The organism is Microcoleus sp. F10-B2, from assembly GCF_036704965.1.
Taxonomy (GTDB): Bacteria; Cyanobacteriota; Cyanobacteriia; order Cyanobacteriales; family Microcoleaceae; genus Microcoleus.
Genome location: NZ_JAUBTB010000139.1, coordinates 1 through 12,332 on the forward strand (window position 1 = coordinate 1; position 12,332 = coordinate 12,332).

At 43.5% G+C, this 12,332-nt stretch carries 14 protein-coding genes, 1 tRNA gene and 2 pseudogenes; 15 read left to right on the plus strand and 2 right to left on the minus strand.

Annotation, left to right across the window (positions count from 1 at the left end):
* The first annotated feature begins 103 nt into the window (after positions 1-103).
* A complete protein-coding gene (locus QUA99_RS30445; RefSeq protein ID WP_333244577.1) occupies positions 104-367 on the plus strand; it encodes a hypothetical protein in 264 nt (87 codons plus the stop codon).
* Between the two features lie 99 nt (positions 368-466).
* Here the strand turns inward: QUA99_RS30445 and QUA99_RS30450 are convergent.
* Positions 467-1,484 (minus strand): annotated as a pseudogene (locus QUA99_RS30450) (ISKra4 family transposase).
* A gap of 72 nt (positions 1,485-1,556) precedes the next feature.
* On the opposite strand from QUA99_RS30450, the gene QUA99_RS30455 reads away from it, so the two are divergent.
* From QUA99_RS30455 to QUA99_RS30470, 4 genes and pseudogenes are all read left to right on the plus strand, one after another.
* The gene (locus QUA99_RS30455; RefSeq protein WP_333244579.1) at positions 1,557-1,799 is read left to right on the plus strand and encodes a transposase; all 243 of its coding nucleotides are present in this window, start codon (positions 1,557-1,559) and stop codon (positions 1,797-1,799) included.
* Between the two features lie 354 nt (positions 1,800-2,153).
* Positions 2,154-2,417: pseudogene (locus tag QUA99_RS30460) on the plus strand (transposase); the annotation flags it as partial.
* A gap of 460 nt (positions 2,418-2,877) precedes the next feature.
* Positions 2,878-3,036, plus strand: coding sequence for a hypothetical protein (locus tag QUA99_RS30465; protein WP_333343421.1), 159 nt, complete (start codon positions 2,878-2,880; stop codon positions 3,034-3,036).
* A gap of 165 nt (positions 3,037-3,201) precedes the next feature.
* The gene (locus QUA99_RS30470; RefSeq protein WP_333244602.1) at positions 3,202-3,321 is read left to right on the plus strand and encodes an HNH endonuclease; all 120 of its coding nucleotides are present in this window, start codon (positions 3,202-3,204) and stop codon (positions 3,319-3,321) included.
* A 171-nt stretch (positions 3,322-3,492) separates the two neighbouring features.
* Here QUA99_RS30470 and QUA99_RS30475 read toward each other — a convergent pair.
* Positions 3,493-3,577: transfer RNA gene (locus QUA99_RS30475), tRNA-Ser, on the minus strand.
* 214 nt (positions 3,578-3,791) lie between these two features.
* Here QUA99_RS30475 and QUA99_RS30480 point away from each other — a divergent pair.
* From QUA99_RS30480 to QUA99_RS30525, 10 genes are all read left to right on the plus strand, one after another.
* Positions 3,792-4,160, plus strand: a complete 369-nt coding sequence (locus QUA99_RS30480) for a 2Fe-2S iron-sulfur cluster-binding protein (RefSeq protein WP_333244581.1) — start codon at positions 3,792-3,794, stop codon at positions 4,158-4,160.
* A 34-nt stretch (positions 4,161-4,194) separates the two neighbouring features.
* A complete protein-coding gene (locus QUA99_RS30485; RefSeq protein WP_333244584.1) occupies positions 4,195-4,710 on the plus strand; it encodes a thermonuclease family protein in 516 nt (171 codons plus the stop codon).
* A 96-nt stretch (positions 4,711-4,806) separates the two neighbouring features.
* A complete protein-coding gene (locus QUA99_RS30490; protein WP_333244586.1) occupies positions 4,807-5,622 on the plus strand; it encodes an inositol monophosphatase family protein in 816 nt (271 codons plus the stop codon).
* 101 nt (positions 5,623-5,723) lie between these two features.
* Positions 5,724-6,632, plus strand: a complete 909-nt coding sequence (locus QUA99_RS30495; RefSeq protein ID WP_333244589.1) for a tetratricopeptide repeat protein — start codon at positions 5,724-5,726, stop codon at positions 6,630-6,632.
* Positions 6,633-7,224: 592 nt separating this feature from the next.
* Positions 7,225-8,460 (plus strand): ATP phosphoribosyltransferase regulatory subunit, encoded by a 1,236-nt coding sequence (locus QUA99_RS30500; protein WP_333244591.1) that lies wholly within the window; start codon positions 7,225-7,227, stop codon positions 8,458-8,460.
* A 144-nt stretch (positions 8,461-8,604) separates the two neighbouring features.
* Complete coding sequence (locus QUA99_RS30505) at positions 8,605-8,832, plus strand: ferredoxin family protein (RefSeq protein ID WP_333164293.1); 228 nt, start codon at positions 8,605-8,607, stop codon at positions 8,830-8,832.
* 147 nt (positions 8,833-8,979) lie between these two features.
* Positions 8,980-9,591 carry a Uma2 family endonuclease gene (locus QUA99_RS30510; RefSeq protein WP_333244595.1) on the plus strand — a complete coding sequence of 204 codons (612 nt, stop codon included), beginning with the start codon at positions 8,980-8,982 and terminating at the stop codon, positions 9,589-9,591.
* Positions 9,592-9,701: 110 nt separating this feature from the next.
* On the plus strand, positions 9,702-10,181 hold the full coding sequence (locus QUA99_RS30515; protein ID WP_333244597.1) for a M67 family metallopeptidase: 480 nt from the start codon (positions 9,702-9,704) through the stop codon (positions 10,179-10,181).
* Between the two features lie 79 nt (positions 10,182-10,260).
* Positions 10,261-11,427, plus strand: coding sequence for a molybdopterin-synthase adenylyltransferase MoeB (gene moeB / locus QUA99_RS30520; RefSeq protein WP_333244599.1), 1,167 nt, complete (start codon positions 10,261-10,263; stop codon positions 11,425-11,427).
* 636 nt (positions 11,428-12,063) lie between these two features.
* Positions 12,064-12,234 (plus strand): transposase family protein, encoded by a 171-nt coding sequence (locus QUA99_RS30525; protein ID WP_333381686.1) that lies wholly within the window; start codon positions 12,064-12,066, stop codon positions 12,232-12,234.
* Positions 12,235-12,332 lie beyond the last annotated feature (98 nt).

The following is a 12,332-nucleotide window of genomic DNA, read 5'->3' on the forward strand; positions in this document are numbered from 1 at the left end:
ACTTGAAGTTTGTTCGCCATATTGGATTTCCTCTACTTTTATCCTATATTTAGTGTACCTTCATAGTGAATTGGTATTATACAGAAAGGTTTAAAAAAAAGGTTTGTCAGAATTATTAGAAAACGATCTAAAAAACGTGGCTCAAAGAAATGGATTCAGCGAACAAGAAATAGAAACGATGCTCCGGGAATGGGGAAAAGAATTGATTCGAGAAAAACCCACCGGATTAAAAAGGCTGGGAATAGATGAAATTGCTCTGTTTAAGGGACAAAAAAATTATTGTGTCGTTTTAGTATATCTCGATCAAAAAATTATAGTAGGAATGCTCGAAAACCGAACTCAATCGGAAATCTCAAAATACCTATAAGCTTGGGGAGAAGAAGTTTTAAGTCGGGTGCATCTGAGTTTTGCAAATACATCAAGTGGAAAGTTGACCATTGAGATAAGCACAGCGCAGAGAAAGGAATTAGGCAACACTCTCGATATTCCACTGCGCTCCCGATAATTTTACCCTGAACCCAATTCGTTTTATCGTTGACTCAACTTTTCCAGAACCGATAGAACTCAGGGAATCTTCTTGATAGTATTGGTAGTTAACTATCCGGTTGCGATGGGTTTCTAAATAAGTGCAAAATGTTTTAAATGCTTTTCTTTTCAGGTTGTTAAATAAATTTATCACTTGATTAACTTGACCTGATCACAACAGACTTTCTGCTTGCTTTGAGCGTTTCACTGAACCCCCTGCTTTATAGAGATTTTCTTTCAAATGATACCAATCTAAGATTTATTGCCTTCGTTGGGTCACTCCAATTTCTTGAAATAAGTTCCAAATTCCGGGATGACATCTCAATTACAATACATAGGATGTAGCAATTTTTGGCTATTACTCCAATCAATTAAATATTGATTATTTTGAAATAAGACTCCGCAATAAACATTATCTAAACACAGGGCTTTATAATCTTTCCAATAACATGGCTCACCCTTGTTTTCGTTGCGTAGCCTGACTTTACCTCCATCCAAGGTAATTTCTTGGACTCCTTGTTTAGATGTAGGCAATTCAAATTCTTGGCTTTTTACTAATCTGTGTAATGTACTATGAGACACGGGGATTCCTGTGAAGGTTTCTAAATCTTTTTCTCCTTTTTGATAAGACTCATTGGCACTGATTATCAGAGTACACTTTTCCATCATGGGACTGAGTTGACTATCAGGTTTTAACCCGAAATATTCCGCCTGATTATTGGTAATCCTGAGCGACCCAATTACAGATTTTATTGTTCGTGTTCTTCCTGTTTTAATTCCTGATGCTGTTGAAAAAAAAAGCTACCTAATTCTGGCCCCACTTGTGATAATATTTTTTGACTGAGATATTTTTCGATACATTCAAAATTTGACAGTTCGGTTGAATCTGTATTTCTGTAAAGAATGGATGCTACCTCTTTTAAGTGTGCTTTTAGGCGCTTTTGGTCTTCTGGTGTCATTTCTTTCCCTCATCTTTTTTTACAGTTTTACTAGCTTTTTCATTTTCGCCCTTTTTTCATATATTTGCAATAGTGAGATGCACCCTTTTAAGTCAAATAGAAGAGGTCAGTAGAGATATGTGGAAGCATTATAAAAACGTCTCCGAAGCTTTAATGCCCCAAGCCGAAGTTGTGGCCGACAAATTTCATGTTATGAAACAAGTAAATGAAGAATTAGATGGAGCTATAAAACAGCTTAATAAATCCGCTGAAGCCTTAAAAAATCAATCGGAAAAATCGCGAATACTCTCCGGAATCCCATTGGTGACAAGTTAAGACTTAATTGCATTTGTCAATCAGTAATATTACTCAAAAAAACTGCTTTTTTAGGAGTGGAAAATTCACGATTTAAGAGGGAGTAGGTATAAATATCACCCTCGGCACGATCGCACGATCGCCCAAATCTCAGTTTTCTACCCAAAGTCCGAGTAAATGTTGAGCATAATTGCTGATTGACAAATGCTTTCTTAGCTTAACTTGTTACCAATCCCGGAATCCCAAAAAGCAAATATGTCCTCCTAAAAAATGAATGCAACCTCACAGACCGGGAAAATAAAAGTTATAATCAGTCAAAAAAGTCGCTTCTAATTTAGGAAAAATGCCTCAATAAAAGAATAATTAAGACAAGTTTTTGAATCCAACGAAGATTGGGTAGAAGGATTATTTAATTTAAGTGATTGGTTAAAAGACGCCCGTTCATTTTTTCCAAAAAGCTGTGGGACAATTATTCGGTGGATTGGAGCAATTGTTGCCTACTTCGATCGGGGGACTACCCAAGGAGTTGTCGAAGGAATTAATAATAAATTAAAATTCATAAAAAGAAAAGCTTGTGGGTTTAGAAATTTTGAAAATTTTAGGCTGAGGAGCTTCTTAAATTGGCATTTTGCCAGTTAGTTTTACATAATAAGTTCGGGAGAACCATCAAAGTTATTATACATTGCTTGATGAAGCCAAGATTAGCTGTCAGACAACTCAAAAAAATAATTAAAAAAAAGATGAATTAGTAGAAACAAAGAAGATATAAATCAACAGAATTCTCAAAGAAAACCGAGAAAACATAGAGGCGGGAAAGCTTGTGGTGTATATGATTGATGAATGTCATCTTCTGTGGGGCGATGTTTGTGGATATGTTTGGGGAAAGACTAATAAAAGAATAGAAATCCCGATGATAAATCAGAGAGAAAGGCAAACATATTTTGGTGCCCTAAACGATCAAACAAAAGAATTTTTATGTGAAAATATTAACCCGGCAATTCAAAGAATACAGTTTTGTTTGTAAAATACCTCCAAAGTCTAAATAAAGGAGCTATAATTTTAATATTTTGGATGAGCAAGTTATCATAAATACGGAGAAATGGGAGATTATATTAATCTGGTTAATCAAGAGTTCAAAAAATCTGAATGGCTGATAATATGTGAATTATTTGCGCCTAATGCACCCGAACAAAACCCTGTAGCAGATATTTTGGCAGACCGGCAAAATATTTCTGAGTTCAAATTGGTATCTATGTAAATCTTTCTCACTTATTAAAAAACTATTCATGCTTGTAAGTTATTGTCAGACTTTTGATTTTCCGAAGCTAGATATGTATGGCTTTTTTTCTAAAAACTCTGAATTAATACCAAGTTAATCAGGATTAGTGAATCCCAAGATTTTTGCAATTGATTTAGGATTGCTATAGTACCTGTTGCTAAAGGCGGTACTGACGACGAGTACAACCTACAGCACGTCCATCTAGCTTGTCACAAACAGGTACATTCCAAAACTCAAACCCAGTCTCAAAAGGCCTTAAGTTAGGTTGAGCGTAGTGAGTTGGAAACTCTCATGCTGCGTTCTCAGGGGAGGGGAGAGTGGCGACGATCGAAAGTTAGCCGACAGAGGTAGGGCTAGAAATACCGATATCGACTCTAACGTCATATCAGAGATTTTTTTGGGCAAGCTGTTTTTTTTCCTGAACAGCTTGTTTAACGGAGAGGGAGGGATTCGAACCCTCGTTAAGTTGCCCTAAACAGCATTTCCAGTGCTGCGCCTTCAACCGCTCGGCCACCTCTCCAAGGCTAAATGAATTCATTTAGCCACGGCTAAGCTATCTTAGCAGAACAAATCTGATTTGGGAAGGGGTAACGGCATAAATTTGCTGTTTAATGTGGGTAGGGTGTCAAACGAGCGGGCTTGGGTTCTCCTTCCTGTGTCGCAAACCCATTCATCTAAAGGATTTTGCCCGCCAAACCCCTATCTAAAATCTAAAATCTAAAATCTAAAATTCCATGACTGGCTCTTACACAATTAAAATTCATAACAGACAGACAGGCGATCGCCACACCGTGCGAGTACCCGAAGACCGCTACATCCTCCAAAGCGCCGAAAACCAAGGAGTAGAATTGCCATTTTCCTGCCGCAACGGCGCTTGTACCGCCTGTGCGGTGCGCGTCAAGTCGGGGGAACTGCACCAGCCAGAAGCAATGGGGCTTTCGGTGGAACTGCAAAAAGAGGGTTATGCCCTGCTGTGCGTCAGCTATCCCCGTTCCAACATTGAGGTAGAGACGCAAGACGAAGACGAAGTGTACGAACTGCAATTCGGCCGCTACTTCGGCAAAGGTAAAGTTAAAGCCGGTTTGCCGTTGGATGAAGAGTGAGCCAATTTGATAAATAATCAACTACCAATTATCCATGCTTTATCGGTTATTTGCGATCGCCCTTTGTCTGTTGCTAGCTAGCTGCCAAAAACCAGAAATGCCCCAAGGTACGATCGCCAAAGTAGAAAGGGCCATCAGCGGCCAAACAATCGAAGTTATCAGTACAGCCGACAAAATAGCCTTATTAGAACAAATCAGGCTGATTGGTATTGATGCGCCGGATTTAAAACAGCAGCCTTGGGGAGAAGCAGCCAAACAAAGACTAGAACAGCTAATTGGGGGAAAACAGGTATTGTTAGAATCAGACATCGAACAGAAAGACCAGTTCGATCGCAAACTAGCCTACTTGTGGCAAGATAAAATTTTGCTCAACGAACAGCTACTCAAAGAAGGTTATGTCCTGGCCTCAGCGCGATCGCCCAACACCAAATACCAGCAGCGACTCGTGAACGCTCAAGAATGGGCGAGACTCATGGGTAAAGGCCTGTGGAATCCAGAACGAGCTTTGCGCCAAACTCCCGCAGAATTTCGCCAGCAAAATCGGAAATAGTCAGTTGACAGTTGATAGTTGACAGTTGACAGTTGTCATTGGAAGCAATTCTCAATTCCCAATTCCCAATTCCCAATTCCCAATTCCCAATTCCCAATGACTGATAATCAACTGCAAAACTTCTTAGAAATAGCCACCGAAGCAGCCCTAGCTGCCGGTTCCGTCCTGAAATCTTTCTGTGGAAAATTAGAAAAAATTCAAGAAAAAGGTCGATCGGGCGATTTAGTCACAGAAGCCGACAAAGCCTCAGAAGCCGTCATTTTAGAAATTCTCGGTCGCCACGTACCCGACCACGGCATCCTCGCCGAAGAATCCGGTAAATTAGGGGATGCCAGCAGCAAATACCTGTGGGCGATCGACCCTTTGGACGGCACAACCAATTATGCTCACCAATATCCTTTTTGGGCCGTGTCGATCGGACTGTTAATCGACGGCATACCACAAATTGGAGTAATTTACGACCCTTTTCATAACGAATTATTTCGGGCAGGCAAGGGATTGGGAGCAACCTGCAACCGTTCGCCCATCCAAGTTTCCCAAATCTCAGAATTGAGAACCAGCTTGCTAGTCACTGGCTTTGCATACGATCGGCGCGAAACAGCAGACAATAACTATGCCGAATTCTGTCACCTCACCCACCTCACCCAAGGCGTGCGGCGCAGCGGTTCCGCATCCCTAGACCTCGCACACCTGGCGATGGGGCGATCGGACGGATACTGGGAACGGGGACTCTCCCCTTGGGACGTAGCTGCAGGTGTACTCATCGTCTCCGAAGCCGGAGGTCAAGTTACCGCTTATGACGGCAGTGCCTTTGAGATGAACTCAGGTCGGGTTTTGGCCACAAACGGCAGAATCCACGCCGAACTCAGCAGCGCACTGCTAGCCGTTCCTCCCTTATCTTCTTGGAAGTAGCGCCCTGCAGCCAAGGATCGGGGGTAGTACGGGGGTCACAACCCCTTGACTCAAGCTACATTAAAGAATAGTGAAAAGCCAGGAAAGGAAGAGTAAAAGTTATGTCTTTTGAAATGACAAAAGGGCTGTTCAAGTATGACTTTACAGATCAGCACGCAATTTTGGGAATTCCCTTAGACGCCGAGTTTAACGACATCCGCAAGCGCTACATGAAAATCGCCCGCCGCTTGCATTCGGATACTTGCTCTTTTGAAGACCAAGCAGATAAAGATTGGGCCAACCAATTTTTGTCAAAAGTAGTCAATCCGGCCTACAACAAATTCTCTAAGGAAAGCGATCGCAAAGAATACAGCCTGCTATTAGCAGCCATCGCCAAGCGCGTCGTTAAAGAACAGGCGAAAATGCAAATTGAAAGCGAAGCAGCCAAACAGTTAGCTACCGCTAAAGATTGGGAAGAAGCTTACAAAATAGCAGTTAGCAAACTCGCTCTCAAGCAGTACGAATCAGTTAAGGAAACGCAAGAGGCGATCGATCGAATTAGCGAACTCAACATGGTTTATTTGCTGCGAAAAGAGCGCCTTGGTGGTGTTGGGGTTGCACCCGCTTCACCCATAAAAGATGCAACCCCACCCCCAATCCCAACCCCAACCCCAACCTCAACTCCAACCCCAACTCCGCCCAAAGACGACCCGCGGATCGAAGCCTATTGCCGCCGAGCTCAAGGATTTATGGACAGCAAAAATTACGCTAAAGCAAGTTTGGAGTTGAGGGAAGCCCTGAAGGGCGCCCCGAAACACAGCAAGGCTCACGCTATGTTAGCAATGTGCTACCTTGAACAAAATCAAGCCACAATGGCGAAACTTGAGATGAACAAAGCTTTGGCATCAAATCCTGAAGAACCGACGGCTTTGGAGGTCAAGAAAAAGCTGGAACAAGTTTCTGAAAAAGCCAAAAAAGGTGACGAGAAACCAGGATTTTTTGCAAGTTTGTTTGGCGGGAAGAAGAAGTGAGAAGTTGTGAGTTGTGAGTTGGGAATAGTTAGAAAGTGTTGAATTGCTCAGCAGTGGAGTGAACTCGCTCAAAAGAATCAAGAGTTGGTGATATCACATCGGATCGCAGTCGGAATTATACCGTCAGTGCGATCGTCCCGCGATCGCGGATGCTCCAGAAAGAACGGGACGATCGCACTGACGGGGAAAATGATAATTCCGATGCAAACAAAAACGATATTAGACCTTAATTTGTTAAAGTCGAAGGTTAAGCTTGCCTTCTTCGACTTTAACAGCGTTCCCTAAAGCTAAGCTTCTAACCCCAATCTAAAATCTCAAATCTAAAATCTCAAATTGATATGACACCTTAATTTGTTAAAATCGAAGGTTAAGCTTGCCTTCTTCGACTTTAACAGCGTCCCCTAAAGCTAAGGATCGCGAATTAAATAATTTACACTCTTGAAAGTGGGGTGGGCTCTCGTAGCCCGCCCTTTCTGGACGGGCTTTCAGGTCCATCCCACAAGAACATCACGCATTGTAAGTTATTTAATTCTCATTCCTAAGCTTCTGAGCCCAATCTAAAATCTTCTAAAGTCTAAAATCTAAAATTGATATGGTTCACCAACCCCCATCCGGTGCAAGAGATTTATTGCCCCTTGACGTTGCTCAAAAAATTTCGATCGAACGGCGCTTGCAGCAGGTTTTTCACCGCTGGGGCTATCACCGGATTATTACCTCTACTCTAGAACGGCTGGAGACATTGATGGCTGGGGGCGCGATCGACCGATCGACCTTAATTCAATTGCAAGACGCCGAGGATGGAGAACTCGGTTTGCGGCCGGAATTGACAGCATCTATCGCGCGCGCGGCTGCGATGCGGATGGCCGGGACTCGCTGGCAGCCGTTTCGCCTCTACTACAACGCCAATGTGTTCCGCAAAGGCCCAGATACTGGCTCAGGCGGGCAACAGGAGTTCTATCAAGCTGGGGTAGAACTGCTCGGCGCGGGGGGGACGGTTGCGGATGCGGAAGTGCTGCTGCTGCTGTCTGAGTGCTTGCAGAGTTTGGGAATTGATGGCTGGCATTTGGTTTTGGGAGAAGCGGGCTTGACTGCAAGATTGTTGGAACCGTTTCCGCCAAACGTGCGCCAAAAAGTTCGGGGGGCGATCGCCAATCTCGATCGAATTGCCTTAGAAACTTTGCCGCTGTCAACCGAATTGCGAGAAAGAGCTCTGCTGTTATTTGACTTGCGCGGCCGCCCAGAAGAGGTGTTGCCAATTGTTGCCAAACTAGATTTAGATTTGCCGCAGCAATCGGCGTTAAACAATCTCAAATCTGCGATCGAATTGCTGCACAAATGTCAATCAAAAATCCCCAATCTAAAATCCCACATTCACCTCGATTTGAGTTTAATTCAAACATTTGACTACTACACTGGAATTGTGTTTGAAGTTGTCAGCAGCAGCAAGACTGGACAGCGAGTTTTAGGACAAGGGGGACGCTACGACCAACTGTTGGGACTGTTCGACCCCCAAGGGCAAAATTCCCCCGGCATCGGGTTTTGTCTGAATATTGAAGATTTGCACCAAGTTTTGCTGACAGAGGGGCAATTGCCCAGCCAGACGCCAGCTAGCGACTGGTTGGTTGTGGCTCAAACTCCTGAAGCTAGTGCCGCTGCGTTTGCTTACGCTCGCAAACTCCGAGACTCTACTCACCTAGTTCGGGTGGAAATAGATTTGGAGAGTCGGGAGACGGAGGAGGCGGCGCGGGAATACGCGCGCGATCGACGAATTGCTCAAATTGCTTGGGTAAATGCCGAAGGATTGCCAACAATTGAAACGGTAAATTAGCCTCATTGGTAATTGGTAATTGGTAATTGGTAATTGGTTAAAAATCACCCGATATGATATTATGTATCCTGCTGATGGAGAGAAGGTTTTGCCAATTGCTAATTGCTAATTCCCTATCTACATAAAATGTTTTGAGAGAACACTATGGCACACACTATTGTTACGAATATTTGCGAGGGAGTTGCTGATTGCGTGGGCGCTTGTCCGGTTGCTTGCATTCACCCCGGTCCCGGCAAAAATGTCAAGGGTACTGATTGGTTTTGGATTGATTTTGATACCTGCATTGACTGCGGTATTTGTTTGCAGGTGTGTCCTGTCGAAGGTGCGATCGTTCCAGATGAGCGACCTGAGTTGCAGCAAACTCCGACTTGATTGCATTAATTAACTTCATCCGTAAGGTGCGCTGCGGCGCACCCTACATTTTTTTATGAACCGCAGAGGGCGCTGAGGACACAGAGAAGAACGGTGAGAAATATTGGAAAAATCTAACTTTTAGATATCTAAGTGAGGTAATTAATTATGTTACTTTTAGATCCAACAACTCTCGAACCGGCTACCGAACAGCGCATTATTTTATATGATGTGAGTTGGGAGCAATACGAGCAGCTTTCTGATATGTTTGTCGATGAAGTCCCCAGGATGACGTACTTGGAAGGAACGTTAGAAATTATCATGACGACTTCGCCAGAACATGAAAGGCTCAAAAAAATTATTGCCCGGTTGATAGAAACCTATGCGGTTGAAAGATTAATTAATCTCAACGGTTACGGAAGTGCTACGTTTCGCCGCGAAGTTGTGAGACGGGGTGCTGAACCAGATGAGTGTTACTGTTTGGGTTTACTTGCAGAAGTCCCCGATATTGTGATAGAAATTGCTCTGACTAGCGGCGGTGTTGACAAGTTGGATGTGTATCGCGGTTTGCAGGTTCCTGAAGTCTGGTTTTGGGCTAACGAGCAATTTTCTCTTTACCACTTGCGGGAGTCTGGTTATGAGTTAATTTCGAGGAGTGAATTTTTACCTGAGTTAGACTTTTCTGTATTGAGTCAATATGTAGGATATGTTAACCAGACTGAAGCTGTTATTGCTTATAGAACTGTTTTGCAAACAGCTACAGGAACCTCAAATCAATAGACATCTCCAGAAAAGCCAGTATTGAACAGGCAAGATGCCTGTTCCACAATTTAAAAAAAGCCCGATCGCACTTTACAAAAAAACTACAATAAAATCTACAATAAAATCCGATGCAGCCGATCGCACTTTCCGAATCTCAAATTTTATCCATCCGCACCCACGCTGAAAGCGCTTATCCTGAAGAATGCTGCGGTTTGTTGCTCGGTCGAGTTACTGCAGGTGTTAAAACTTTAGTAGAAGTTTGGCCGACTGAAAATGCTTGGAGTGCGGAAGCTCAAGAGAATTGGCCTGACCAAAAAGAATTGACAGAAAGACGCAGATATGCTATAAGTCCCGAAGATATGTTGCGGGCGATGAAACACGGGCGCGATCGATCTTTGACAATTATCGGTATATATCATTCTCACACGGATTGTCCCGCAGTGCCCTCAGAGTGCGATCGGGCATTGGCTTGGGCCCAATACTCTTACATCATTGTGTCCGTCCGACAAGGCTGTTCGGAAGACATCCGCAGTTGGAGTCTTGACGGAGAGGGGAACTTTCAAGCAGAGGAAATTCTCGCAGCCGAACCGACTCAGATTAAGAAATAATTAGTAAAAATAACAAACACGTAAAAATGCGAAAGATTTAGATAGGATATAATTCAAAATCTGCGCTACACACAATATCATGCTAAATCCTAATCTGGACGAGATCCAGCTCAACAAACAAGAATACGAACGCTACTCTCGCCACCTCATCCTCCCAGAAGTTGGATTGGAAGGGCAGAAGCGTCTCAAAGCTGCCAGCGTGCTCTGCATCGGTACGGGAGGCCTCGGTTCGCCGCTGCTGCTTTATTTAGCAGCAGCCGGTATTGGCCGCATTGGGATTGTAGACTTTGATATTGTTGACCATTCCAACTTGCAGCGGCAGGTAATTCACGGCACTTCTTGGGTGGGAAAACCGAAGATTGAGTCGGCTAAAAATCGGATTTTAGAAATTAATCCTTTTTGTCAAGTTGATTTGTACGAAACTCGCGTTAGTTCCGAAAATGCGATCGACATTGCCACTCCTTACGATATTATCATCGACGGTACAGACAACTTCCCGACTCGCTATTTAATGAACGACGTTTGCGTGCTTTTAAACAAGCCCAACGTCTACGGTTCCATCTTCCGATTTGAAGGGCAAGCAACAGTTTTTAACTACGAAGGCGGCCCGAATTACCGCGATTTGTACCCGGAACCCCCACCTCCTGGGATGGTTCCTTCTTGTGCCGAAGGTGGCGTTTTAGGCGTATTGCCTGGAGTAATTGGCTGCATTCAAGCAACGGAAGCTATCAAGATTATCTTGGGTCAAGGCACTACTTTGAGCGGCAGATTGTTGCTTTACAATGCCTTAGATATGACGTTCCGGCAATTGAAATTGCGCCCGAATCCAGTCCGCCCGGTAATTGAAAAGTTAATCGATTACGAAGAATTCTGCGGCATTCCTCAAGCGAAAGCAGACGAAGCCAAAATCCAAGTTTCTGAGATGACTGTCACAGAACTGAAGCAGTTAATCGACAGCGGTGCGAAGGATTTTCTGCTGCTGGATGTTCGGAATCCAAACGAGTATCAAATTGCTCAAATTCCTGGGTCTGTTTTGGTGCCTTTGCCGGATATCGAACACGGTGCAGGTGTCGCGAAGGTCAAGGAATTGTTGAACGGACACCGCTTGATTGCACACTGCAAAATGGGCGGGCGTTCTGCGAAGGCTTTGGGTATTTTGAAGGAAGCTGGAATTGAGGGGATTAATGTTAAGGGCGGAATTACTGCTTGGAGTGAAGAAGTAGACCCGTCTGTACCTCAATATTAAGGCTAATCTTTTTCTGGGGCGGGCGATTTGCCCGCCCGGAACCGGGATTATGGCGGCGGCAACGGTTTATTTCTATTTAGTAGATTCTGGAACTTACTAATAGATTCTTGGAATTGGCACTCAACATAATCAAAGACCAAACCACTACCCCCGCACCGATACTAATAGACATCTCCCAAAAAGAAATTGTGTGACGATCGCTCTTAAATTATAATGGAACTTTACCCACAAAAAACATGAGCCAACTTTGGTAATATCTCAACCAGCATCCATCCCAAACCCAGCGGCTGTAGGGTATGGACTGCGACCAACGGCTCTCCTGAGTTTATGGTGTAAAATGTACCTACTAATACATTTACCGTTATGAGCTTCCATCTAGACTATTTATTAGCCTTGCCGGGAGTCAGGGTTGAAACTTGTACTCAAGTTGAGGGAAAAGTTTCTTGGGACTGAGCATTTTATCGGAAGGAATTGTTTGTCATCCGAAGTAAAAATCCTACCGAAAAACTGCATCAAAATCGACCAATTCTAGTAAGAGATTTGTCTTTTTTTGGTCGTCCTGTGTATCTAAAAATCCCGCGACGGCAGTTTTACAGTCCTATTTGTCAACGGTATCCCACAGAAAGAATATATTTTTTGGAAGTTAAAAGACGGCATACTCAACGATACAAACAAAATATTTATGAGCGTGTAAAACAATCGAGCATGGAGCAAATTGTCCGAGAAGAAGGATTGAGTTATGATGAAATAAAAGGAATATTTGAGCAGGCAAACAAAATAAAAAAAACCGAATTGGCAACGGGTTAAACGAATTTGTCAAAGGTGAGATACAGCAGATTCCACGTTTATGAAGTACACCCAGATTGCTCTTCTATTGCCGTAGGGACACGGCACGGCGCCGTGTC

Bases quoted from the DNA above. Each gene is read 5' to 3' on its own strand.
- QUA99_RS30465 (WP_333343421.1), top strand. From the start codon at position 2,878: ATGGGAGATTATATTAATCTGGTTAATCAAGAGTTCAAAAAATCTGAA.
- QUA99_RS30480 (WP_333244581.1), top strand. From the start codon at position 3,792: ATGACTGGCTCTTACACAATTAAAATTCATAACAGACAGACAGGCGAT.
- QUA99_RS30485 (WP_333244584.1), top strand. From the start codon at position 4,195: ATGCTTTATCGGTTATTTGCGATCGCCCTTTGTCTGTTGCTAGCTAGC.
- QUA99_RS30490 (WP_333244586.1), top strand. From the start codon at position 4,807: ATGACTGATAATCAACTGCAAAACTTCTTAGAAATAGCCACCGAAGCA.
- QUA99_RS30495 (WP_333244589.1), top strand. From the start codon at position 5,724: ATGTCTTTTGAAATGACAAAAGGGCTGTTCAAGTATGACTTTACAGAT.
- QUA99_RS30500 (WP_333244591.1), top strand. From the start codon at position 7,225: ATGGTTCACCAACCCCCATCCGGTGCAAGAGATTTATTGCCCCTTGAC.
- QUA99_RS30505 (WP_333164293.1), top strand. From the start codon at position 8,605: ATGGCACACACTATTGTTACGAATATTTGCGAGGGAGTTGCTGATTGC.
- QUA99_RS30510 (WP_333244595.1), top strand. From the start codon at position 8,980: ATGTTACTTTTAGATCCAACAACTCTCGAACCGGCTACCGAACAGCGC.
- QUA99_RS30515 (WP_333244597.1), top strand. From the start codon at position 9,702: ATGCAGCCGATCGCACTTTCCGAATCTCAAATTTTATCCATCCGCACC.
- moeB (WP_333244599.1), top strand. From the start codon at position 10,261: ATGCTAAATCCTAATCTGGACGAGATCCAGCTCAACAAACAAGAATAC.